The sequence below is a fragment of the Acinetobacter sp. Res13-Abat-PEC15-P4-01 genome, assembly GCF_015676285.1.
GTDB classification, from domain to species: Bacteria; Pseudomonadota; Gammaproteobacteria; order Pseudomonadales; family Moraxellaceae; genus Acinetobacter; species Acinetobacter nematophilus.
The window spans coordinates 167072-192282 of the sequence record NZ_JADAIN010000037.1 but is presented as its reverse complement, the minus strand read 5'-3'; the positions used below and the strand labels follow the sequence as shown (position 1 = coordinate 192282).

At 38.9% G+C, this 25211-nt stretch carries 22 protein-coding genes, 1 tRNA gene and 1 pseudogene; 8 read left to right on the top strand and 16 right to left on the bottom strand.

Features of this window, described 5'->3' with window-relative positions; all coding sequences use genetic code 11:
* The 4 genes and pseudogenes from IMO47_RS13680 to fahA all read right to left on the bottom strand — a co-directional run.
* Positions 1-195: pseudogene (locus tag IMO47_RS13680) on the bottom strand (CoA-transferase); the annotation flags it as partial.
* A gap of 5 nt (positions 196-200) precedes the next feature.
* Complete coding sequence (locus IMO47_RS13675) at positions 201-746, bottom strand: VOC family protein (RefSeq protein ID WP_005032987.1); 546 nt, start codon at positions 744-746, stop codon at positions 201-203.
* Positions 747-766: 20 nt separating this feature from the next.
* Positions 767-1399: a maleylacetoacetate isomerase gene (maiA, locus tag IMO47_RS13670; RefSeq protein ID WP_196075346.1), complete on the bottom strand. Its 633-nt coding sequence runs from the start codon at positions 1397-1399 to the stop codon at positions 767-769.
* On the bottom strand, positions 1386-2690 hold the full coding sequence (gene fahA, locus IMO47_RS13665) for a fumarylacetoacetase (RefSeq protein ID WP_196075347.1): 1305 nt from the start codon (positions 2688-2690) through the stop codon (positions 1386-1388). The genes maiA and fahA overlap by 14 nt, the downstream gene beginning before the upstream one ends.
* Positions 2691-3039: 349 nt before the next feature.
* On the opposite strand from fahA, the gene IMO47_RS13660 reads away from it, so the two are divergent.
* Complete coding sequence (locus IMO47_RS13660; RefSeq protein ID WP_196075348.1) at positions 3040-4428, top strand: amino acid permease; 1389 nt, start codon at positions 3040-3042, stop codon at positions 4426-4428.
* A gap of 79 nt (positions 4429-4507) precedes the next feature.
* Here the strand turns inward: IMO47_RS13660 and IMO47_RS13655 are convergent, their stop codons facing one another.
* The 5 genes from IMO47_RS13655 to carA all read right to left on the bottom strand — a co-directional run bounded on the left by IMO47_RS13655 (position 4508) and on the right by carA (position 11831).
* Positions 4508-5137, bottom strand: a complete 630-nt coding sequence (locus tag IMO47_RS13655; protein ID WP_196075349.1) for a CatB-related O-acetyltransferase — start codon at positions 5135-5137, stop codon at positions 4508-4510.
* A 166-nt stretch (positions 5138-5303) separates the two neighbouring features.
* Positions 5304-6188, bottom strand: coding sequence for a class I SAM-dependent methyltransferase (locus tag IMO47_RS13650; protein ID WP_196075350.1), 885 nt, complete (start codon positions 6186-6188; stop codon positions 5304-5306).
* A gap of 671 nt (positions 6189-6859) precedes the next feature.
* Positions 6860-7336: a transcription elongation factor GreA gene (gene greA, locus IMO47_RS13645; RefSeq protein WP_004829465.1), complete on the bottom strand. Its 477-nt coding sequence runs from the start codon at positions 7334-7336 to the stop codon at positions 6860-6862.
* A gap of 92 nt (positions 7337-7428) precedes the next feature.
* Positions 7429-10662: a carbamoyl-phosphate synthase large subunit gene (gene carB, locus IMO47_RS13640; RefSeq protein WP_196076282.1), complete on the bottom strand. Its 3234-nt coding sequence runs from the start codon at positions 10660-10662 to the stop codon at positions 7429-7431.
* A gap of 14 nt (positions 10663-10676) precedes the next feature.
* A complete protein-coding gene (gene carA / locus IMO47_RS13635) occupies positions 10677-11831 on the bottom strand; it encodes a glutamine-hydrolyzing carbamoyl-phosphate synthase small subunit (protein ID WP_196076283.1) in 1155 nt (384 codons plus the stop codon).
* A gap of 370 nt (positions 11832-12201) precedes the next feature.
* Between carA and IMO47_RS13630 the strand changes: the two genes are divergently transcribed.
* A complete protein-coding gene (locus tag IMO47_RS13630) occupies positions 12202-12666 on the top strand; it encodes a hypothetical protein (RefSeq protein ID WP_196076284.1) in 465 nt (154 codons plus the stop codon).
* Between the two features lie 109 nt (positions 12667-12775).
* Here the strand turns inward: IMO47_RS13630 and IMO47_RS13625 are convergent, their stop codons facing one another.
* Both IMO47_RS13625 and yhbY read right to left on the bottom strand, forming a co-directional pair.
* Entirely contained in the window at positions 12776-13315 is a 540-nt protein-coding gene (locus IMO47_RS13625; RefSeq protein ID WP_196076285.1) for a DOMON-like domain-containing protein, read from the bottom strand.
* Between the two features lie 11 nt (positions 13316-13326).
* Positions 13327-13650, bottom strand: coding sequence for a ribosome assembly RNA-binding protein YhbY (gene yhbY, locus IMO47_RS13620; protein ID WP_196076286.1), 324 nt, complete (start codon positions 13648-13650; stop codon positions 13327-13329).
* A 198-nt stretch (positions 13651-13848) separates the two neighbouring features.
* On the opposite strand from yhbY, the gene rlmE reads away from it, so the two are divergent.
* The 5 genes from rlmE (at position 13849) to IMO47_RS13595 (ending at position 18473) form a co-directional block, all read left to right on the top strand.
* Complete coding sequence (rlmE, locus tag IMO47_RS13615) at positions 13849-14499, top strand: 23S rRNA (uridine(2552)-2'-O)-methyltransferase RlmE (RefSeq protein WP_004829459.1); 651 nt, start codon at positions 13849-13851, stop codon at positions 14497-14499.
* Between the two features lie 179 nt (positions 14500-14678).
* Entirely contained in the window at positions 14679-16568 is a 1890-nt protein-coding gene (gene ftsH / locus IMO47_RS13610) for an ATP-dependent zinc metalloprotease FtsH (protein WP_196076287.1), read from the top strand.
* A 129-nt stretch (positions 16569-16697) separates the two neighbouring features.
* Entirely contained in the window at positions 16698-17552 is an 855-nt protein-coding gene (gene folP, locus IMO47_RS13605) for a dihydropteroate synthase (protein ID WP_198426925.1), read from the top strand.
* 198 nt (positions 17553-17750) lie between these two features.
* The gene (locus tag IMO47_RS13600; RefSeq protein ID WP_196076288.1) at positions 17751-18065 is read left to right on the top strand and encodes a DUF5713 family protein; all 315 of its coding nucleotides are present in this window, start codon (positions 17751-17753) and stop codon (positions 18063-18065) included.
* A gap of 331 nt (positions 18066-18396) precedes the next feature.
* A tRNA-Met gene (locus IMO47_RS13595) sits at positions 18397-18473 on the top strand.
* 326 nt (positions 18474-18799) lie between these two features.
* Here the strand turns inward: IMO47_RS13595 and IMO47_RS13590 are convergent.
* The 5 genes from IMO47_RS13590 to IMO47_RS19710 all read right to left on the bottom strand — a co-directional run bounded on the left by IMO47_RS13590 (position 18800) and on the right by IMO47_RS19710 (position 23820).
* The gene (locus IMO47_RS13590) at positions 18800-19840 is read right to left on the bottom strand and encodes a hypothetical protein (RefSeq protein ID WP_196076289.1); all 1041 of its coding nucleotides are present in this window, start codon (positions 19838-19840) and stop codon (positions 18800-18802) included.
* Between the two features lie 5 nt (positions 19841-19845).
* Positions 19846-21471 (bottom strand): NAD+ synthase, encoded by a 1626-nt coding sequence (locus IMO47_RS13585; RefSeq protein WP_196076290.1) that lies wholly within the window; start codon positions 21469-21471, stop codon positions 19846-19848.
* A 400-nt stretch (positions 21472-21871) separates the two neighbouring features.
* The gene (locus tag IMO47_RS13580; protein WP_196076291.1) at positions 21872-22357 is read right to left on the bottom strand and encodes a hypothetical protein; all 486 of its coding nucleotides are present in this window, start codon (positions 22355-22357) and stop codon (positions 21872-21874) included.
* A gap of 232 nt (positions 22358-22589) precedes the next feature.
* A complete protein-coding gene (locus IMO47_RS13575; RefSeq protein ID WP_196077786.1) occupies positions 22590-22835 on the bottom strand; it encodes a hypothetical protein in 246 nt (81 codons plus the stop codon).
* A gap of 1 nt (position 22836) precedes the next feature.
* A complete protein-coding gene (locus IMO47_RS19710) occupies positions 22837-23820 on the bottom strand; it encodes an RHS repeat-associated core domain-containing protein (protein WP_227552147.1) in 984 nt (327 codons plus the stop codon).
* 336 nt (positions 23821-24156) lie between these two features.
* On the opposite strand from IMO47_RS19710, the gene IMO47_RS13565 reads away from it, so the two are divergent.
* Positions 24157-25125, top strand: a complete 969-nt coding sequence (locus tag IMO47_RS13565; RefSeq protein WP_196075653.1) for a metal-dependent hydrolase — start codon at positions 24157-24159, stop codon at positions 25123-25125.
* Positions 25126-25211: the final 86 nt, after the last annotated feature.

Here is a 25211-nt window from a genome sequence, read left to right as displayed (position 1 = left end):
CAGCCCTAAACCATGATCATCCACGCCTGCATTATTATTGATGCAGGTGAAATGTTTAACATCACTATATTTAAGGGCTTTGATCAAGGCTTCAGGAATACCGCAACGTCCAAATCCACCCACAGCAATGGTTTGACCGTCTTTCACGATACCATGCAGGGCAGCTTCGGCATTCCTGGCTACTTTATCGAGCATACGGATTATCCCAACTCGGCTTCATGCAAGAAATGAGTATGCTGCGGGGCACGTTTGGTTCTGCTCCATTCATCCAGCATGTCTACTTTCATTTCTTCAGTAATTTTTGAAATTTTTGCATCGGCATGAACATCGTTATACGTCAGTTCTAAGCGGTGTCCATTTGGATCAAAGAAGTAAATTGAATGGAATATCCCATGATTGGTAATACCGAGGACTTTGACACCATTGGCTTCAAGATGAGATTTTGCAGAAAGAAGCGCATCTAAGTCTTCAACTTCGAAAGCAATGTGTTGAACCCATTGAGGCGTATTTTCATCACGTCCCATTTCCGGTTGAGTCGGTAACTCAAAAAATGCCAATACATTGCCTTGACCTGCATCCAGGAATAAATGCATATAGGGATCAAATGCTTTAGTTGACGGAACATGGTCTTCTGCAAATGCCAGAATAAACTCCATGTTGAGCATTTTTTTATACCATTCCACTGTTTCTTTGGCATCTTTACAACGATAGGCCACATGATGAATTTTTTTAATTGCAAAACTCATGATAAAACTCCTTTTCTGTTTTATTCCCAATCTGGTTGTTGTTCTGGGGTTGCCTTTAAGAAAGCAGGCAGGGTTAGGCAGTACTGATCAATCGATTGAATCTTTGGAAAGTCGCTTAGATCAACATTGAAACGTTTGGCGTTATACACTTGCGGAATTAAACAGCAATCTGCAAATGTGGCTTGAGTGCCAAAGCAGAACTGCCCATTTGAGCTTTTTAATTGCTTTTCCAAGCTTTTAAAACCTTCAATAATCCAGTGTTGGTACCATTGATTTTTCTGTTCATCATTTACAGCAAATTCATGTTTTAGATATTTCAGCACTCTGAGATTATCTAAGGGATGAATATCACAGGCGATGGTTTGTGAAAAAGCTCGTATTTTGGCGCGTTCAACAAGATCAGTCGGCAATAAAGGTCGTGTTGGATAGCGTTCTTCCAAATACTCCAAAATATTCAGGGATTGTGTAAAAGGCTGATCTTGATCAGTCAAACTCGGTACTAATTGACTCGGATTGAGTGCTAAATAATGTTCTTGTTGTTGCTCATTTTTGAGCAAATGGACTGGCTGTATAGCATAATCCAGCTGTTTGAGGTTTAAGGCAATCCGTACGCGATAAGCCGCAGAGCTACGAAAATAACTATACAGTTTCATCACACAATTCCTTGTGTTGATTAAACTTAAACTGCTTGGCAGGTAAAATCGTATTCGTCACCTGACCAAAGCCCACACGAACAGCACCTTTTTCAGCGTAGCCTTTCATCACTACACGGTCGCCATCTTCAAGGAAGCCGCGCTTTTCACCATTGGATAAGCTAAGGGGTTTTGTCGTGTTCCAAGTCAGTTCCAGTAAGCTTCCGTAAGAATTTTCGGTAGGACCTGAAATTGTTCCAGAACCCATCAAATCTCCGACTTGAACATTACAACCTGCAATCGTGTGATGGGTCAGCTGTTGTGCCATTGACCAGTACATGTATTTAAAGTTGGTTTGACAAATCACTTCACTCTGCTGCGATTGTGAAGTCTGCAGTTCCACACTGAGGTGAATGTCGAAACTATTTAATGTATTTTCTTTTAAATAATCCAGTGGCTCTGGATGTTGTTGTGGACCTTTGACTTTAAAGGGTTCTAAGGCTTCCATCGTCACCACCCAAGGTGAAACTGTACTGGCAAAGGTTTTGGCATTAAATGGACCTAAAGGCACGTATTCCCATTGTTGAATATCACGTGCAGACCAATCATTCAGCAACACCATGCCAAAAATATGATCCCATGCATCTTCAATTGCAATCGGTTCACCCAATTCAGTTGTTTTGCCTACGATAAAAGCTGTTTCGAGCTCAAAGTCGAGTTTGCGTGTTGCTGAAAAGACAGGACGTTGCTCATGGGGGAGTTTGATTTGACCGGAAGGGCGGACAATTTCTTTACCGCTGACAACCACGGAACTGGCACGGCCGTTATAACCAACAGGTAACTCACTCCAATTGGGAAGTAAGGCATTTTTAGGATCTCTAAACATGGTTCCGACATTGGTTGCATGTTCTTTGGAGGAGTAGAAATCTGTATAGCCAGAGATCTGTATGGGTAAATGTAAGGTGACTGCATTTTGTTTGAAGAATACTTTTTGTTGTAAGTCAGGATGATCACGAAGGGTTGGATTGTCCGCAGAAAGCAAGTCTTGCAGTGCTTGGCGAACATAATGCCAATTTTGTTTACCTGTTTCTATAAATTTATTCAGACTGCTTTGGTTAAAACAGAGTGCTTTACAATTCGGGAGTAATCCTAATGTTTCTAAAGCAGCGAGGTCGATTACCCAATCACCAATCGCAACACCGACACGTTTATCTCCCTGTGAGGTTTCACTAAAAATGCCATAAGGTAAATTATGAATACTGAAATCAGATTGAGGTGCGATATCAAGAAAGGTAGTTAAATGTTGTGTCATGGCGCGCTTTCCTTGTCTCTCATGAATGAGAATTTATTTCGTTTTCTCTTTTCTGCTCAAGCTAATGAAAAACAAATAAATATTATTTTTTTATCCGTTTTCATTATGCTGATTAGCCCAGAATGTTCTAGCTGATGATTTCTATCATACTGAAAATTAATAATTACGCAATACATAATTTAATTACATAATTCATAATAATTGTTATTTGTTGAATTTTCTGCTTATATGCGCAGTTATGAGAAAAGTAAATCAATTATTTTTCGATTAGATATAGGCATTTTTGATTAACTTATGATATACGTAATTTTGAATATAAAAATTACGCGACAAGGATGAGAATAATCATATGTCAGAACACGAGCAAGGAAACCTGAAACATGGTTTAAGCAATCGCCATATCCAACTGATTGCACTGGGTGGTGCAATCGGTACTGGATTGTTTCTAGGGATCTCGCAGTCGATCAAGCTTGCGGGGCCTTCAGTAATCCTCGGTTATGCGATTGCAGGGCTGATTGCGTTTCTAATGATGCGACAGTTAGGTGAGATGGTGGTACAAGAGCCAGTCAGTGGTTCATTCAGCCACTTTGCTTACAAGTACTGGGGCTCATTTGCAGGGTTTATGTCAGGTTGGAACTATTGGGTACTCAATGTTCTCGTCTGTATGGCTGAACTCAGTGCAATTGGCTTGTATATCCAATATTGGTGGCCTGAAATCCCGACATGGATTTCAGCATTGGCGTTTTTTATTTTAATTAACGGCATTAATCTGTTGCATGTAAAATTTTTTGGTGAAATGGAGTTTTGGTTCTCTATCGTCAAAATTTTGGCAATCTTGGCGATGATTGGCTTTGGTTCCTATTTGCTTGCAACGGGTACAGCAGGACCACAAGCCAGTATTACCAATCTCTGGGCATTGGGCGGTTTCTTCCCATTTGGTGTTGAAGGACTGGTCATGGCAATGGCTGTAATTATTTTTGCTTTTGGCGGTATCGAGTTATTTGGAATTACTGCTGCAGAAGCAAGAGATCCTGATAAAACTTTGCCTAAGGCAGTGAATCAAATTATTTACCGTATTTTGATTTTTTATATTGCAACGCTTTTCATTTTGTTTGCCCTGTTTCCTTGGAACAAAATGGCGGAAGGTGGAAGCCCTTTTGTAATGGTCTTTGCCTCACTGGATAGTCAAGGCGTAGCGACTCTGTTGAACTTCGTGATTCTTACTGCAGCAGTTTCGGTATATAACGGAACAAGCTATTGTAGTAGCCGTATGTTGTTGGGCTTGGCTCAACAGGGCAATGCACCAAAATTTCTTCAACATATCAATAAACGAGGAATCCCAACCAATGCAGTGCTTGTTTCTGCATTCGTTACAGTTTTATGTGTTTTGTTGAATTATGCATTTCCAGAAAAAGCATTTGGTCTGTTAATGATGCTCGTGGTTGCCGCGATTGTGATTAACTGGGTGGTGATTTCATGGACTCACCTTAAATTCCGTAAATCTATGCTTGAACAGGGGCAAACCACTAAATTTCCAAGTATTGCTTATCCATTCAGTAATTATCTTTGCATGATTTTTATGTTCGGTATCCTTGTTGTAATGTCATTTACACCAGATATGCGTATCGCAGTGATGATGATTCCAGCTTGGATTTTATGTTTGATGTTTGCATACTATCTGAAACAACGAAAGCTAAAAAATGCACATCAAGATGTAGCCTTGAATTCAGATGCATAATCCAATATTTTTTTGAATCTTGATAAAAGGGTTAAATGAAAATTTAACCCTTTTGTTTTGATAAGATTGAACATTGATGTCAGTCATGGGCTTGATGTTTTAAAAACTGCATCAGTTGATCTGGGTCGTCGCTCTGTAATTGCGAACGCATTTTTAATATTTGCTTTTCATCAAGATCATAGAGTTTCAGTGAGAGTAGCTGTGCAATCTTTTGTTCAGGAAAGCGGTATTTAATAAGCTTTGCAGGAACACCACCTACGATTGCATAAGGTGGAACATCTTGAGTGACGACCGCACCTGTTGCAACAACAGCACCTTCACCTAAGCTTATTCCCTGCATGATCATGGCACGACTACCGATCCAACACCCATCACCAATGACCGTATCCCCAGCCGGTAAAAAACTGCGGGTATCAAAAGGAAAAGTTGAGATCCAATCCGGACGATGTAATTGATTGCCTCCCATCATGATCACACATTCAGCGCCGAAACAAACGAAGTTACCGATATACAATTGGTCAATTGGCTTTTCAGTAGTGGACGCTTTGTCATGTAAATAACGCACCACGCAGCGCTCAAAGCCTTGATCCCAATACGCTGAGTAATAGGAGTAATTACCTTTTATATGAATATTTGGATTTTTAACTGTTTTGGAAATAAATTCAAATTCACACCAGTGCTTTACTGGTGAATTTATCGAGTCAGACATTCTATAAGGTAACTTGATGTGCGGAAGGCGTTATGGCTATTTTATATGAGCTTTATGCAATTGGGCTATACAAATTCAATCTACAAGCCGAAGCAAATCAGTATCATCTTCATGTTTTAGCTGATTGATCAAGAAATACCTCTAGAATGTTTCATCTGCATTCGATTTAAATGAGTTTTAAATGGAGGAGATGTGTTGCATGGGTATGGCGAATATAATCGGCGCGATGGTTAAAATAGCGCTCAGTGATTTGTTGGCCAGATAAATCCTCCATGACTTTATATCCCATCGCAGTCACAGCTTGGTGTAATGCTTCCAAACGAAAAGCACCGATCAAAGGTTCTTTGAGAAATTGAGTAAATTGGATTAAAGCAAACGCTCCAAACCGTTCAATACCTTCGAGCGCCTTATAATCAATTGAATAGTCGAGTACGACTTCACTTTGTTGTGCTGCAATGGATGCAATATTTTTTAAAGTTGCTAAAGTGGTTTGTGGTGTTAAATAATGTGTTGTGCCCAGCCAAGAAAAAAAAGCAGGCTGGGCGGATTTAAAGCTGCTTCGTTTCAAAGCATCAGAAAGTTTTTCTTTTTCGAAATCAATGCTGACAAACTCTACATTTCCAGGGAGTTGTTGGGATGTGGAAATTTTCTTTAACTTTTGTATTTTGGTCTTCTGTGTATCAGGATGATCAACTTCAAATATTTTAAGTTGGGGATATTGGGTTGCTAAACGTAAAACAAAGGAATCTAGGCCTGCACCGACCAAGACATATTGTTGAATTTGATGGTGCTCAATGGCGTGTTGTAGCAGATCTTCACTATATCGTGAACGACCAACCACTTGTCCAGTCAATTTGCCAAAGGTTTGATTCATCAACTTTGAATTCAATGTCTTGCGAAACAATGCATTATTCAGTAATACGCGCCAGCGGCTATTGGTCATTGCAAAAGCATAGGGATCTGAAAATACAGGATCGCTTGCGTTTAAATGATGGTTGGCTCGCAGAGCAGCGGCTGCTTCTGCGGTACGACTTACACGCCCAGCTTTCATATTGTTCCTCAGGAAATTTTTATTTTCATCAATCTATTACAAATTGATTATTTAACAATGGCAAGAAATTTGGACAGGGTGATGATTATTGCTATTTTGAAGGCATCTGATCGTCCCTCTATATAGCCAAATTTGTTAAAAACTCATCCAGTAAAATATAATTTCTCTTGAGTAAAAAGATTGAAATTAATAGAAAGTATTTGAAGTATATAATATTTTTTTATTAATGGGTTTTAGCGCTAAAGTGTAAATTGATTGATGTAGGCGATGCCTCAGTTTGCGTAAATAACTTTTTTATTGAACTGTATCTTTGTGCCGACAGCCAAGCCGTGTTTTGTTTTTCCTCATATATTTCTGTCCAATATGGCGATGTTGATGTCATTTCACGATAGAAAGACCATAATGATTTATAAATATAAAAAATAGAGAACTAATCGTCGGTATCGAAGATATTAAATTTATTTGGAGTAAATTATTGAAAAAATGACCTGTATGAATAATCCGTGGTTTGACTGCAGGCGACAGCAAAATTGAACAGTATTCTTAACAATTGCATAGGATGGATTAGTTTTTACAGGTTATTTGAATTATTGTTGTTCTAGAATCAAATATTATTCTTGAAAAGAAAAAAGGGCTGAATAATCAGCCCTCAACATAATGAGTAGTTTTGCTTAGATATACTCAACACTGACTACTTCATATTCGACTTCGCCCTGAGGCGTGACGATTTTTACTTCATCGCCTTCATTTTTACCTAAAAGACCACGTGCGATAGGAGAGTTCACTGAGATTTTATTAATTTTAAAATCTGCTTCATCATCACCGACAATCTTGTAGGTTTTCTTTTCTTCGGTATCTAGGTTTTCAATGGTTACTGTCACACCAAAAACAACACGACCTGTTTGCTCAAGTTCTTTTACATCGATCACTTGGCAGGCACCGAGTTTACCTTCAATGTCTTGGATACGACCTTCACAGAAACCTTGTTGTTCACGTGCTGCATGGTATTCTGCGTTTTCTTTTAAATCCCCATGTTCACGTGCTTCTGCAATTGCAGCAGTAATACGTGGACGGTCAACAGATTTCAACTGCTGTAATTCTTTCTCTAAGGCAACCTTGCCTTCGGGAGTCATAGGATAACGTTGCATTGTTGTCCCTCAGTTTTGTATTTAAAAAAATACTGGTTTAGAAATGAAAAAATCCCGCCACCGATAAGGTGACGGGACTTATCGGAAACGAATTAACCTAGTGTTTGCAAATCTTGCAAGCGATATACATCCATTGGCAATTGAATTGCTAAAGCTTGGCAAACAGCATCAGCACCGTTCAAAGTAGTTGTGTAATACACTTTACCTTGCAGTGCAGAGCGACGGATTGAGAATGAATCCTGCTGAGCCTGTTTACCTTCAGTAGTATTGATAATGAGGTGAATCTCGCCATTTTTCAAGCGGTCAACAATATTAGGGCGACCTTCTGTGACTTTATTCACACGTTCACATTCAATACCAGCGTCTTTAATGACATCATAAGTACCGCCAGTTGCGATAATTTTGAAGCCTAAATCCACCAATTGCTTCGCAATACCTGGTGCACGAGGTTTGTCTGAATCACGTACTGAAATAAATACATGTTTCACTTCACCTTCAGTTGGCTTGCCCGGCAAGCGATCATTAGAGCCTAACACAGCTTTGTAGAAAGCTTCACCAAAAGTTTTACCTACACCCATAACTTCACCAGTAGATTTCATCTCTGGTCCAAGAATCGGATCAACACCTGGGAATTTGTTGAATGGGAATACCGCTTCTTTTACTGCAAAATGAGTTGGGATAATTTCTTTTGTGAATCCTTGAGATTCTAAAGATTGACCCGCCATACAACGTGCAGCAACTTTTGCTAAAGATTCACCAATACATTTCGAAACAAATGGTACTGTACGAGATGCACGTGGGTTAACTTCAAGAATATAAACATCGTTGCCTTTCACAGCAAACTGCACGTTCATCAAACCAATAACGCCAAGCTCTTTCGCCATAGCCACTGTTTGACGGCGCATCTCGTCCTGAATCTCTTGGGAAAGAGAATATGGGGGAATCGAACATGCTGAGTCACCAGAGTGAATACCCGCTTGTTCAATGTGTTGCATGATTCCGCCAATCACAACATCTTTACCATCAGATACACAGTCAACATCTACTTCTGTTGCATCATCAAGGAAGTGATCGAGTAATACAGGTGCTTCGTTAGATGCTTGAACCGCATCACGTAAGTAGCGCTTGAGTTCATCGTCATTGTAGACGATTTCCATAGCACGGCCACCAAGTACATAAGAAGGACGTACCACCAATGGATAACCCACTTTAGACGCTTCAGCCATGCCTTCTTCAGCAGATTTTACAATGCTGTTGCTTGGTTGGCGAAGATTTAAACGTTGAATCATTTGTTGGAAACGTTCACGGTCTTCTGCACGGTCAATTGCGTCAGGAGATGTACCAATAATTGGTGCACCAGCTTCTTCCAAAGCACGTGCCAATTTCAATGGTGTTTGACCGCCGTACTGTACAATAATGCCTTTAGGCTTTTCAGTACGCACGATTTCAAGTACATCTTCAAGTGTGATTGGTTCGAAGTATAAACGGTCAGATGTGTCATAGTCTGTTGAAACAGTTTCTGGATTACAGTTGACCATGATGGTTTCATAACCATCTTCACGCATTGCAAGTGCAGCGTGTACGCAGCAGTAATCGAACTCAATCCCTTGACCAATTCGGTTAGGACCACCACCGATAACCATGATCTTGTCTTTGCTAGACGGATTGGATTCACATTCTTCATCATAAGTTGAATACATATATGCTGTATCTGATTCAAACTCAGCAGCACAGGTATCAACGCGTTTATAAACTGGATATACACCCAAGTTCCAACGATGCTTACGGAATTGCTTTTGCGAAATGCCCATTAAGTTTGCAATACGCAAATCAGATAAACCTTTACGTTTAAATGAACGGATATTGTCAGCGTTTAAGTCACCGAAACCTAAAGTTTTGATTTGTTCTTCAGTCTTGATGATGTCTTCGATTTGGATCAAGAACCAACGATCAATATTGGTTGCGGCGAAGACTTCTTCTAAAGTGAAGCCATGGCGGAAGGCATCAGCAACATACCAAATACGATCTGGACCAGGTACTTTTAGCTCAACCAAGATTTTATCTTTTGCGCCTTCCGTTCCTACAGCGATTTGTTCGTCGAAACCACAAGTACCAACTTCAAGACCGCGTAATGCTTTCTGTACAGACTCTTGGAAGTTGCGACCAATCGCCATCACTTCACCCACAGACTTCATCTGTGTTGTCAATGTTGCATCAGCTTGCGGGAATTTCTCGAAATTGAAACGAGGAATTTTAGTCACTACATAGTCAATAGCCGGCTCGAATGATGCCGGAGTGGTACCGCCTGTGATGTCATTTTTCAATTCGTCAAGGGTATAACCCACCGCGAGCTTCGCAGCAATTTTTGCAATAGGGAAACCGGTTGCTTTGGATGCAAGCGCAGAAGAGCGAGATACACGAGGATTCATCTCGATCACTACCATACGTCCATCTTTCGGGTTAATACCGAATTGAACATTGGAACCGCCCGTTTCTACACCAATTTCACGAAGTACAGCTAAAGATGCATTACGCAATAATTGGAATTCTTTATCTGTCAGCGTTTGTGCAGGGGCGACGGTGATTGAGTCGCCTGTGTGTACACCCATCGGATCAAAGTTTTCAATGGTACATACAATGATACAGTTGTCGTTTTTGTCACGAACGACTTCCATCTCGTATTCTTTCCAACCAATCAATGATTCATCAATCAATAATTGTTTAGTTGGCGAAAGATCGAAACCACGTTCACAAATTTCAATAAATTCTTCTTTATTGTAAGCGATACCACCGCCTGAACCACCCATCGTAAATGATGGACGAATGATGACCGGGAAGCCAAAACGCGCTTGAATTTCAAGTGCATGTTCCATGCTTTCCGCAACATCGGCACGCGGACATTCTAAGCCGATCTTACGCATTGCAATGTCGAACAATTTACGGTCTTCAGCTTTTTCAATAGCTTCTTTGGTTGCACCGATTAATTCAACATTATATTTTTCCAAGATACCGTTGGCATCAAGTGCAAGTGCGCAGTTCAATGCCGTTTGTCCACCCATTGTAGGAAGAACTGCATCTGGGCGTTCTTTCTCAATGATGGCTGCTACGGTCTGCCACGTAATCGGTTCAATATACGTTGCGTCTGCCATCGTTGGATCTGTCATAATGGTGGCTGGGTTAGAGTTCACCAAAATCACACGATAACCTTCTTCACGAAGCGCTTTACATGCTTGTGCACCTGAGTAATCGAACTCACATGCTTGTCCGATTACAATCGGACCCGCACCAATAATTAAGATACTTTTAATGTCTGTACGTTTAGCCATGATCGCTTCCTTAATTACTTCTTAGATGCTTCAATAAGTTCGATAAAATGATCGAACAATGGGGCACAGTCATGTGGACCAGGGCTTGCTTCTGGGTGACCTTGGAAGCTAAACGCAGGTTTATCTGTACGATGAATCCCTTGTAGGGTTTGATCGAATAAAGATTTATGTGTTGCTTTAAGATTTGCAGGTAATGTCTCTGTATCTACAGCGAAGCCATGGTTTTGCGAAGTAATCATCACTGTACCGTGATATTGACTTTGTGCGTCAATATTTTGTACAGGATGGTTTGCACCATGGTGACCATGTGGCATTTTCACCGTTTTAGCACCAGAAGCGAGCGCTAGAATTTGATGACCTAAACAAATACCGAATACAGGCAGGTTTGTTGTTTCAACAATGGTCTTAACCGCTTCAATGGCATAATCACATGCCGCTGGATCGCCAGGACCATTTGACAGGAACACGCCATCTGGATTAAGTGCCAATACTTTTTCTGCAGGAGTTTGAGCAGGAACCACAGTCAACTTGCAACCGCGATCTGCAAGCATACGTAAGATGTTGGTTTTGACACCATAATCGTATGCAACCACATGAAATTTAGTTTCAGGTTGAGAGAAGCCTTTGCCCAGTGTCCATGAGCCTTCAGTCCATTCAAAACCTTCAGGGTCACAACATTCTTTAGCAAGGTCTAAACCGTTTAAGCCACCAAAGGCACGTGCTTGGGCAATTGCTTCTTCTTCAGTGATGTTTTCACCTGCAAGAATACAGCCGTTCTGTGCACCTTTGTCACGTAAGATACGTGTTAATTTTCGTGTATCGATATCTGCAATGGCAACGACATTATGTTGTTCTAAGTATTCGCCAAGAGATTGATTTGCGCGGAAATTGCTGTGTAATAAAGGAAGGTCACGAATGATGAGACCATTCGCCCAGACTTTATGAATTCGACCTGACTCAGTGTCTTCTTCATTACAACCAGTATTACCGATATGAGGATAAGTTAAAGTTACAAGTTGCTGTGCATAACTAGGATCGGTCAAAATTTCTTGATAACCAGTCATGGCAGTGTTAAAAACGACTTCACCAGTCGTACTTCCCGTAGCGCCGATCGATGTACCTTTAAAAACAGTACCGTCAGCAAGGGCTAAAATGGCGGGGGTGCTCAAACCATAGCTCCTGAACTAAAACCACAAAAATAGGGCTGTAAAAAAGCGAGTAGACGAAAAAAAAGGAAGGCTAATTAAATCCTACCCTCCTTATGTCTGCTCGCTTGTAACTTAACAGCGCATTATACGCATGAAGCGATTAAAAGTCCATTTTATTTATGTGGATATTGTGAGATAAATGCCTTGCTATTTCTTAGAAACTGTTGACACATCAGAGATGCTTGAAATGACTACAGACTCTATTAATTTTATTGTGCTTTTTAAATGAATTTTTTGAAATTGTAAGTAATTAATAATTGTCAGACAAATCAAAATCTAAAACTTATTTCTGTAGGCTATCTTGTTGGTTCGTATTCTAGGGGGAATCAATATGACAATATCTAAAGAAAGTGTGACAGAAAAAGTAACAAAAGACACAGCTGCTTTGAAAGAGGTTGCTGCTGAAACTGTGGAAAATTTAGAAAAACTGGGCAAAGATGCACAGCAAAAAGTAACGCAAGCTGTGGCTGATACTCAGAAAAAACTGGAAGCTGAAACAGATCAGCTGAATGAACAGGTACAAGATCAAGTTCAAAACTTCAAACAAGATTTGGTACAACGTCTTGATGTCATCAAAACACAATTTTCTAATTCACAAAAAGATTTGGTGGAATTGGCTGAACTGTTAAAATCTGAATTAAGCCTTTTGGTGAAAGAGTTGACTGAAGTCGGCAAAGAAATTCGTGAAGATGTTTCAAAAATTTCGTCTAAACATAAAGTTCAGCTTACTGAGACATTAAAACGTTCAAAAGAACATACTCTAGAAGTGTGGCACAAAGTTACAACCAAGCAATAAGTCGTTATCGGTTTTTGTCTGTATGTAAATATCTAAACCAGATAAATAGAAAAGTGAGGCAAAATGCCTCACTTTTTTATTTAAATGCAACTGAATTGAACAGTGACCATTAGAAGGTATGTAACCAGTCACGTTTGTTGTGAAAGTCAGCTTGCTGTCCGCTATGTTGCATTGCGAAGAAATGCTGACCTTGCGTGGTATTCAAAACAGCACTTAGTCCAATAAACAAATCAGACCACTTTAGTTTATGTGCCAGCATAAACTCAGTCAGGTCTAAACTAACATTCAATCCATAATGTGTGCGCTTAAGCTGATTTAACTCAATATCATACGCAGCAACAGGAGGCATGTTTTCAGGATAACGATATTCTTCAAATTGATAGGCTTGCCAAGCTTGAGAAGGGGAGAGATTTACTTCTCGGTATTGGTCTTCGCCATGTACGCCAATGAAAACTTCAAAACAGGTATTTTCCCAGAGAAAATCTTGACGCGGATGAGCTGCAACAGGTTCAGGATACACAATAAATTGATTGGGATCTCTTAACCAATAACCTACATTCAAGGTATAAGGATTGATCTGCTCAATTGCACCCACTAAAGAGATACTTTGAAAACGACGATCAAAAGCATTAAGTTCGTAACTTGCCATGAAAATAAATCTTAATTAGAAAGATGAGCGTGACGAACCAAATTAGAAAGTTTTTGATTTTGTTTGGCTGCTTTTTTGTAAAGCAAAGCAATTTTACCGATAGTTTGAACTACCTCTGCGCCAGTGGTATCCGCTATTTCAGTGATCGTTGCTGTGCGTGCTTCACGATCTTCACCCGCAATTTTAACTTTAATTAGCTCATGATCATTTAAAGCACGGTTTAATTCTTCAACGACACTTTCAGTCAAGCCTTTATCACCCAGCATTACAACTGGATTTAATGCATGTCCGATTTGACGTAAACGCTTACGTTCTTGGATAGATAGAGTCGCCATAAAAAATAACCTGATTTTAAAAACGGCTTAGTATAACAAAAGCCATATCGCTGCGCTGTAAATTCTGTAGAAATATTCGATGAAGCTTATTCAAAAAAACATATCAATATCTATCGATTTTAATCCATATGAATACTGCAATGAGAATATTTTTCACGTACAATCACAAGTTAGTTATCCGTTTAGATCAAGAGAGTTATGGCTACACGCATTACCAACCAAAAGTTATCCAAAAGTAGTCGTGCGTGGATGAGAGAGCATTTAGATGATCCTTTTGTGAAAAAAGCACAAAAAGAAGGATATCGTGCTCGCGCAGCATATAAACTTCTTGAAATTCAAGAAAAATATAAAATGATTAAACCCGGAATGACTGTGGTTGACTTGGGGGCTGCGCCAGGAAGCTGGTCGCAAATCGCAGGAAAACTGGTCGGTGACAAGGGTTTAGTGATTGCTTCCGATATTTTGGAAATGGATGCTTTGCCTGATGTTACTTTTTTACAAGGTGATTTCAGAGAAGAAGAAGTTTTCGAAAAATTGTTAAATATTTTAAATGGACGCACTGTAGACGTTGTAATTTCAGATATGGCCCCCAATACATCAGGTAATAGGGCTGTAGATCAACCTCGCCAGATTTATTTGTGTGAACTTGCGCTAGATTTTGCCAATAAAGTTTTAGGACCGAAGGGGCAATTTGTAGTCAAGGTTTTCCAAGGTAGTGGATTTGATGAGTTCCGAAAGCAAGTCGTGGACAGTTTTGATGTATTGAAAACAGCAAAACCTGCTGCTTCACGTGCACGTTCAAAAGAAGTTTTTTTAATTGGACAGGGTCGTAAAAAAGTTTCGCAATAGCGGGCATTTTTAAGGTATGTTCGTAGTTCGTAATGAATTGCCAACAAATGCTTGCCAAGTTGTTAAAAATTGTGCATTTTGTACTTTTTTAATCTTTATTGCGAAATTCATTACTCGCTTTTTGTTACGATCAAGCATGATTGAGCCTGATCAAAATAGTTATATATGGGAATAAAGCTTTGAGCGATTACTTCAAAAATGCCGTATTGTGGCTGGTCATACTGGGTGTGCTGATCTTAATCTTCAGCAATCTCAGTGACCGCAGTAAGCCTTCTGCGATGAATTATTCTGAATTCGTCACAGCGGTGAATGCTGGTCAAATTAGTAAAGTCACAATTGATGGTGAAAGAATAAGCGGCGAAAAAAAGAACGGTTCGAACTTTGAAAGTATTCGCCCAGCAGTTCAAGATCCTGAACTGATGCCTACACTCATCAAAAATAACGTTGTTGTTGAAGGTACTGCACCTCAACGTCAAGGTTTGTTGATGCAACTTCTCATTGCAAGTTTCCCTGTACTCTTAATTATTTTATTGTTCATGTTCTTTATGCGTAACATGGGCGGTGGTGCAGGCGGTAAAAATGGTCCAATGAGTTTTGGTAAATCCAAGGCAAAAATGCTTTCTGAAGACCAAATCAAAGTGACATTTACTGATGTCGCAGGTTGTGATGAAGCAAAACAAGAAGTTGTAGAAATTGTAGATTTCTTAAAAGACCCTGCAAAATTCAAACGTTTAGGAGCAACAATTCCAAAAGGCGTATTGATGGTTGGTCCTCCAGGTACAGGTAAAACTTTACTTGCGAAGGCGATTGCCGGTGAAGCAAAAGTGCCATTCTTTAGCATTTCAGGTTCTGATTTCGTTGAAATGTTTGTAGGTGTGGGTGCTTCACGTGTACGTGACATGTTCGAACAAGCAAAACGTCATGCGCCTTGTATCATCTTTATTGACGAGATTGATGCTGTTGGTCGTCATCGTGGTTCAGGTACTGGTGGTGGTCATGATGAGCGTGAACAAACTTTGAACCAGATGTTGGTTGAAATGGATGGTTTCGAAGGTAACGAAGGTATTATCGTTATTGCTGCGACCAACCGTGCTGACGTACTCGATAAAGCATTGTTGCGTCCAGGGCGTTTTGACCGTCAAGTGATGGTGGGGCTTCCTGACATCAAAGGACGTGAGCAGATTTTGGCAGTGCATTTAAAGAAACTTCCATCTGTAACAGGTGTTGATCTTAAAGTGCTTGCACGTGGTACGCCGGGCTTCTCTGGTGCGCAATTGGCAAATCTTGTCAATGAGGCAGCTCTGTTTGCTGCGCGTCGCAACAAGAACACTGTCGATATGCATGACTTTGAAGATGCAAAAGACAAGATCTATATGGGACCTGAGCGTAAGTCGATGGTGATCCGTGAAGAAGAACGTCGTGCGACAGCTTACCATGAAGCAGGTCATGCGATTGTTGCTGAGATTCTTCCAGGTACTGATCCTGTGCATAAAGTAACCATTATGCCGCGTGGTTGGGCGCTGGGTGTGACTTGGCAATTGCCTGAACATGACCAAACCAGTCATTACAAGTCTAAGATGTTAAATGAACTGTCTATCTTATTCGGCGGTCGTATAGCAGAAGAAGTGTTTATGAACCAGATGTCGACAGGTGCTTCCAACGACTTTGAACGTGCAACTAAAATGGCGCGTGCAATGGTGACCAAGTACGGTATGTCTGACAAAATGGGGGTAATGGTTTACGAAGATGAAAACCAAAATGGTTTCTTTGGAAACGTCGGTAGCCGAACTATTTCTGAAGCAACTCAACAACAAGTTGACCAAGAAGTACGTCGTATTCTTGATGAGCAGTACAAAGTTGCCCGTGATATTCTTGAAAATAACAAGGATATTGCCCATGCAATGGTGAAAGCTTTGATGGAATGGGAAACCATTGATCGTGATCAAATCCGTGACATTATGGAAGGTCGTGAGCCGCAGCCACCTAAGGTTTATGTTGCTGAGAATCCTGTAATCGATGTGACACCTACAGATGGTCCATCAACTCCGCCGCCATTACCGGCAACCTGATTGAACCAGGTCAAAAAGAGTCTCATGTGAGGCTCTTTTTTTATGCAAATACACTTTATTGTTAAAAGAATTTATCTTGAAATAGTGTGTAATTGGTAAACTAAAAGGAATTAATCATGGAGAAGCGACATGCAATTGGTGTCACTGCCAAATAAAATCTTGCGTTGTGGACGTTTGAGTTTGGATTTATCACAAGCACATGTCATGGGGATACTCAATGTAACTCCAGATTCTTTTAGTGATGGTGGGCAGCATAATCAAAAGGATCAAGCCATTGCTTATGCCAAACAAATGATTGAAGCAGGTGCAACTGTGATTGATGTAGGTGGTGAATCTACTCGTCCTGGCGCTTCGATTGTAGAAATTGCAGAAGAAATCCGACGTGTGATTCCTGTGGTGGCTGAACTTGCTCAATATGATGTAGTGATCTCTGTGGATACCTCTCAACCGGAAGTCATTCGTGCCGCAGTTGAAGCAGGTGCACACATTTGGAATGACGTACGTGCATTAACACGTCCAAATGCATTGCAAACGGCGGCAGAATTGGATATTCCTGTGATTATCATGCATATGCGTGGTGAGCCAACTACAATGAATCAATTGGATCAGTATCAGGATGTGACATTAGAGGTGATCAAAGAGTTACAACAGCGTATTGATGCTGCATTGCAGGCAGGCGTAAAGCCTGAAAATATTCTGATTGATCCAGGGTTTGGATTTGCAAAAAATGCCCAGCAGAATTTAAAGTTGCTCAATGAGTTTTATAAGCTTCATTGCTTGGGATATCCTATTTTATCCGCATTGTCACGCAAGCGTTTCATAGGGGAGACACTGGGTGGTGTGGATGCACAAAATCGCGCGGTGGGCAGTGTTGCTGCGCATTTGATAAGTATTCAGCAAGGGGCATGCATGGTACGTGCACATGATGTAAAAGCAATGTCGGATGCGATTAAAGTTTGGCAGGCAATGCGTACTGCGATTTAACCACAAGTGCTTTAAATTGGATGTAATTGTGGGTTTAGGAATCTTTCTTAAATGCATAAGTTTGGTGATTGGCGTGTATTCCTGTATCCAATGAGCAAACGATTTAAAAAATATAACCTTAAGAGCGCAAGTAGATTTGGCGAATTGTAGGGTTTGTGTTATATAAGCGCGTGAATTGCTGTTTTATTTTAGGTTGCTATGTTTAACGATCTACTTCTCCCAATGTTCGATGATGAATATTATCCCGATATTCTGGTTGCCGAAATAAAGCAACTCATTGAACAATTTGCTAAAAAGGTGGCTAAAACCAGCTTTAGCGATGCTGAAATTTATTCTTTGGCAAATCTGACTGTGACTGAAATTAATGAAATGAAGCCTCAGTTTGAAGACTTAGACTCCTCGCTAGATGATACTGCAGCAGATTATATTGCTGAAGCATTGATGATGGTGGTACAAGACCAAGGCTATCTTGATATTGAAATGGAAGAGCTGGTTGCAAATAGAGAGTGGTAAATCACTCTCTATTTATTGCTGGATCTGAATATTTAAAATATTAAAACGCCATGATTGCCATATTGTTTAATGGTTATAGAATAGCTTTGGTTGCTTGATTGTTTAAGTGCCATTTTATTGAAACACCTTCAATTAAAAAATTAAATCCTTGATTTAGAAAATATTCAATTGCCAGATCATTTGATTGCTTGAATGTGTCAATTCTCTAATGAAAATACAAATATGTATTAATTTTAAACATTTAAATATCAATTGTTTAAAGTGTGATCATCGGTTTATTTAAATGCTTGACGTAAGGTGTATAACTTTAGATAATGCGCACACAGTTTACGGCTATGTAGCTCAGTTGGTTAGAGCACCGCACTCATAATGCGGGGGTCACAGGTTCAAGTCCCGTCATAGCCACCATTTTTATAGACCATGCTCACCGCATGGTCTCTTTTTTTGTATCGTCAAATGTTTAAGTCAAAACCATGTCGATCGTATGGATTAAAAATAAAGTCAGGCAATGGGGCTGAACTCAATCAAAAATGAAATTTTTAGTGCCATATATACAGACCGTCAATCTGTAGAAAGCGCATACTGTAAAATATAATTTGTTTTTTAATTCACTAAATCCGTGATATGTCAATGTTGCTTGATGGGATTAAGCTTTTATTGGCGTGCTTTATGGTGATGGTTTAAATTGGTTTGGAAACATTGCTGCTAGAAAGGTGATCCACTTTACATCAATGCTATGCTTTCTCAGCAAGAAAACTTTCTATAAAGCGATGTGTTTGTGAATCTAGATAGAAGGGTGCAATCAAAGATTGGATGATGCTGTCTAACAGACCGTGTTGGTCTAATGCACCTAATGTATGCGGAATAAATCGCGCTGCTTCAATGTATAAGTCATTTTTATCTAGACCTACAGAGTGCAATAATTCCTGCAGACTATATTCACCAAAGTATTCATAAAATGCTTCTACAACATTGAGAATAACCTGCTGCATATATTCTGTTTCACGAAGCTCTTTCCATGTTTCGTAAACGAGAATAAAGAATTCCTCAAAATCTATCGACTGTAGTTGAGAAAATGTTTCTTTTAACGAACGCTGTTTGATTTCAGACCAGATGTGGGTCGCAATATCTGCCAAATCCTCATTGGGAAGCATAATGATATTACTGAGTTGTTTGCGTATTGCTGCCGCAAGCTGGTTTTCTAATTTTAATTCAATATTTTGTTGTTGGTCTTGGATAAAGCTCACGACTTTGGAAGCAAGACGATTTTGTTTAACTGTGTAGTGGCGAAGCTGATCAAGCCAAGGTGTATTGCTTTCAACAATCTGATTGGCAAGCTGTAGGCTGACTTGCTGAATCTGAGGATTGTGCTGTAAGTTTTCTTGAAGGTAGTTGCGGAGTTGTTCAAGTTCTAAAATCTTGAACATCCATAATTCAAAGGATTCATCAGAAAGTAAATCATTGATAACGGTCTGGCTACCAATTGCATATTGATGAATTTTTTGCGCAACGACACCAATAAACTCAAGAATATCAGCGCCCAAATTCAGTTCAAATGCGTATTTTTGAACAACTGAAGATAGTTGTTCGAGTTGTATCACGTTTTTTAAAAGAATTTTGTCAGCATTCTGATAAGTTTGAGAAATAAAATTTTGAATAAATTGAGGATTTTTTTGATCGAGTAATTGTTGTTTGGTATAGCGAACTTGCTCAAGCAAAAGTGCTTGAGCAAGTTCCTGAGCAAAGCTCGCTGGGAGTGAATTATCCACATTCACGGGGCTTATACACCAGGTTTCCAGCCGTTTACAATCGGATAGCGACGTTCACGACTGAATGCACGTGAGCTGATACGCGGTCCAATTGAACCTTGACGGCGTTTGTATTCATTACGGTCAACCAGACGAATCACTTTTTCAACAACTTCACGTTCAAAACCTTTGGCAATGATGTCTTCTTGGCTTTGTTCTTCTTCGATATAGGCGTATAGAATTGCATCGAGTATATCGTAAGCAGGGAGTGAATCTTGATCTTTTTGATCTGGACGGAGTTCAGCTGATGGCGGACGAGTAATCACACGTTCAGGAATCACAGGCGTTTCTGAAATGCTGTTACGGTATTTCGCCAATTCAAACACAATGGTTTTATAAACATCTTTAAGGACAGCAAACCCTCCCACCATGTCACCATATAAAGTACAGTAACCCACAGAAAGTTCTGATTTATTGCCTGTTGAAAGCACTAAATTACCAAATTTATTGGATAAACCCATCAATAATGTACCACGTGCACGTGCTTGAAGATTTTCTTCTGTTGCATCAGCAGGTGAGTTGCCAAAGAATGGGTATAGTGTTTGCATGAAACTATTTACAATCGGGTGAATTTCAGCGATGCCAAATGTAACCCCCATACGCTTGGCTTGTTCAGTGGCGTCTTCAACACTAATTTGAGAGGTATAGGTATACGGCATCATCACTGCTTGAACTTTATCCGCACCAATTGCATCAACAGCAATCGCAAGTGTTAAAGCAGAGTCGATACCGCCGGATAAACCAAGAATTACACCAGGAAAGCCTGAACGTTGAACATAATCACGTGTTGCTAAAACTAGACCTTGGTAAATCTCGGCCATCGTACTTAAAGCAGGTACAGTTTCGACAACTTGATAACTTTTATTTTCAACTTGGTATTCTGCAAAGTAAAGATCTTCAGTGAAACTTGGTGCCTGTAATGCAACCTCACCTGATTGGTTAATCACAAAACTTGTGCCATCAAAAATAAGATCGTCCTGTCCACCAACTTGATTGACATAGACCAAGTGCAGATTCAATTGTTTTGCTAATTCCTTGAGCGTTACGATACGGTGCTGAGGTTTGCCAACTTCATAAGGTGAAGCATTCAGTACCAGTACGCTTTCGACATTCAGTTGAGCCAGCTGTTGAACTGTATTGAGCGACCAAACATCTTCACAGATCAATACACCAAACTTATGCCCCAAGTATTCAAAAACGAGATGTTGATGACCTTCGTTAAAATAACGTTTTTCGTCAAACACACTATAGTTAGGTAAATTTTGTTTATTATAAATACCCAGTACTTGACCATCTTTCATGACAGCAGCAGCATTATAGCGTTGACCGTCTTCCGTAAGATTCACAAAGCCAAAGACCAAAACGATATCTTTGATCGCAGCTAATTTTTCAAAAGCCTGTGCTGTACGTTTAGCTAAGCTTGGGCGTAGAAATAAATCTTCAGCCGGATAACCGATAATAGAAAGTTCAGGAAAAACAATAATTTCAGCATTCTGTTTTTTTGCTTCATTGGCTTGCTCAATCATCTTTTGAACATTTGAATCAAGATCACCAATGAATGGAGAGAATTGCGCAAGAGCAATTTTAAAACTTTTCATTTAAACCAAATCCTATTCCAATAGGGTAATTTATATACATTTTGTTGATTTTTAAAATGTAGTTATTCAACGTATGTATATATAGACACAACAAAAACTGCCAAAGGGCGAAGCTATAAAATCATCAAAAAATCATCAAAAATCTTTATTTTTTTGCAATGCAAAAATTTCAGACATTGAGTATTTTAACTAAAAAAATGTCAGAAGCTAGTGATTCATCAAGTTTATTCAGTACAGCATCAATGACACCATGAATTTAGAGTATTTTATTTGTAGAAACTAGTGATTTTTCATTATTTTTTGGTTTTTATATCGGAATTGATATTCTTTTTGAAGAAATTATGAAATAGATCACAAAAAAGTTCGAATGAAACTAAAAGTTTCAAATTTTAGTTTGGATTTACTGCAAAATGATATTTTTGATCCGATTTAAATAGATATCTTTAGCGATGTCGCCTTGCTGTTCGATATTATAGTCAAAATAAGATTTTCCCTGAACCAAGGTATAGCGGTAAGGATTATATCGTCCAAAACTAAGATACATTGCAGACTGTAAAATTGCGCCTTTTAGCAGTACCTTTTCATGACGTTGATATTGATAGACGTGTGCCATTTCATGAATGAACACAGCTTGATAGGCTAAACTCATGCAGGAAAAATCTTCACAATAATCAGCATCTTTTAAATGTATATAGCCATTCGGTGCCATTAAGATGCCGACAGGTTGCCATGGCAGGTAGGGATGATTCATGATTTTAACCTGATCGTAATCAATCAGGTCACCAAACACAGTCTGGCTAATTCGGATTTCCCCATTCGTCAATGGGCGATATTTAAACTGATCAATTTTGAGTAGTTTTGCCAAACGCCAAAAATAATTCAACATTGTTATTAGAGGTGATTAAAATAAAGTGAGCATCAGTTTAGCATTGAATACAGAGTAGCCAAATAGGAATTGCTTGTGAATCGATCAAAATGTTTTAAGGGATATTAATGAAAGAGTAAACTTTTAATATAAATAACTTATTATTTTTTATAAGTTTCTACTCAATGTATTTAGAAGATTTATCTTAGTATCAAATATAAATTTTTTATGAAAATACTCACAACCTGCATTTTTAATTTTGTGAAATTTCAAGTACTTTTTTTGCTTTATTTAATTGTATAATAATTTGATCCTCATCTAATAAAAAATCTCCTCCACCTGGAACATATAAAGCTATCATTAAAATTAAATCATCAATTACTTCATTATCAATACCTAGGTTATTCAACAAGAAATCAATTTCTTGAGCATTTTTTATTGAAATATCTTTTTTTTCAATAAAGTTTTGAATTCTATCATTCAGTGTAATTAGTTTCATATTATTTAGCTCTTGGATTTATCACAGTGATAATTCTATTACCTGTTTGGGCATCAACTACAACTTGAGGACTTCCTAACATATTTTTATTTTGAATAGTTAAAGTATCTCCATAAATATTGTAAGTCATCTTTCTAATATTAGTCGCTCCATCAAGTACGGCATCTATCTCTTTTGGAGACATTGGTATTCTTCCTTTGGGTGGATAAACCATTCTTTCAGCAGCATGAAAATTAATAGAGCGACCAGCAGGAGTTGTAGTTGTACCTAAAATCTGTCTAGTTGCATAAGCGCCATCCCATAAAATAGGGCTCGCCCCTTGTAATGCTGATGGAGTCAACCACACTACAGGTGAAATTGATGCACTATTCTGTACTATATTATAATAGCTTAATTCCGCAGTCGACATTGAAGCTAATCTTGCTGAGAATAGTAAGGAAGCTCCTCCATAACCAGCTATAGCAGCATCACCAATACCGCTAGGTAGTAAATTGTTTGCATTAGGTGTATCGGATCTAAGATTGTCAGCAATCCATAATACTAGTGGAACAAAAGCAACTTGAGCAGCCTGACCACTAGGATCTTTGAAGCTATAACTGTCATTCCAGCCATATTGATAACGATTGGTCTGTCCATGCCCATTTATAATGAAAGTCACAGGATCAGGCTGATAAAATCGACCTAATACTGGGTTATAGTAGCGTTGCTGCAAATAAATCCAATCATTTGTATCTTGAATTCCCCCAACAAAAGCATTTGGATTCTTTAAATTACTTGGTTTTTTGTATTGCAGTTGTTGACCAAAAGGTGTGTATTGATAAGACTGGCTTACAACCCCTTGTTCATTAATCACTTTTAAAGTCGAAGCATCAAAGTTTTGAACATGGTATTGAATTCTATCTTTAGCAAAAGATAAGGAGCTGAATATTAAGGTAATACTTATTATGATCAAATTAAATAAGTATCGATAATAATTTTTCACCATAATTTGCCTATATATTTTAATACTCAGTCTAATTATTTTATTTAAGATATCATAAATAGTGAATTTACCAATATTAAAAAAACTAGGTCAAAATGAATGATTAAAAATGTCCTTGCGGGTCATTATTTATCCGCAAATACACTCATTTAAGGCGCTTGTCGGACACTTTGCTGAATAGTCATAAATTGCCAATCAAATGACCGTAAATGCTAATGGTCTTTCGATCATTATGTCTTAATTTCGCCATTATAAAAGCATGGTTTTGACTGGAAATGTGAATTTGTATTGAATTTTTAGACAAAGCTTTGCGCCATAGATAAACAGATGAGGTTTTATATGTTGCTTGCTAAACCAGTCAAAAAGGTCTTTGCAAAAGTTTTTCCAAGCCCATTGGTGGATTTAACTGAGCAGGTCGCTAATATTCCCATTCGTCACTTTGATTTCAAATTCAGCCCTGATGAGCTGGATGTTAAATTTTTTATGCAAAAAGAATGGGCAACAGCTTATTTTGCTGCACTTTCCATTTTTTTGACCTATGGTGAAGAGCTGGTGATTGAAACTGCACGCCACCATCGTGACCAAATCAAAGATCCGATCTTAAAACAGCGTTTAACCAGTTTGATTGGTCAAGAGGCGATTCATTCTAAAGTCCATGAAGAATACAATGAAACCATGATTCCCAATCACTTGCCTGTGCAATTGTACCGCTTTCTTGCAGAGCAAGTATTCAACAACACTTTCCTGAAATTCCCGCAGCCCTTAAAGCTTTCAATGATGGCTGGAATCGAGCATTTCACTGCTGTTTTTGCCCAATATGCAATGACGCACCAAGACATTTTCAATCATTCTCTTGATGAAAAAACACGTGCCTTGTGGTTGTGGCACATGCTTGAAGAGTCTGAGCACAAAGATATCGCATATGATACTTATCAAGTCCTTTCTGCAAACTACAGCTTACGTATTTTAGGATTTTTTATTGCATTGATTACGCTTGGGTTAGGTGTAGGTGCCGGCGCATTATTTTTACCTTTTTTACGGCGTCCGAAAAATACATTGAGCCTAAGTTTTTGGAGAGAAGCCAAGGGCAGTTGGGATTTACTTTTTGGCTTAAAAGAGGGGGTATTTGGAAGTAGTTTAGGGCATATTTTTGACTATCTACGCCCAAGCTTTCATCCGAATGATCATGATACCAGTGAGTTATTGGCGTATTTCAAAAAAGAATTACTAGATCCTGTGACAGGAACATTAAGTCCTTATTTTATTAAAGAATTCACGCCAGCGATTCGTAGCTCATCTACACACTAAACTGCATACCTTATAAAGAGGAGTAACTGAATTGTTGCTCTTCTCTCATGTCTTAAAAAGAATTTTTGATCAATTGTGATTTCTCA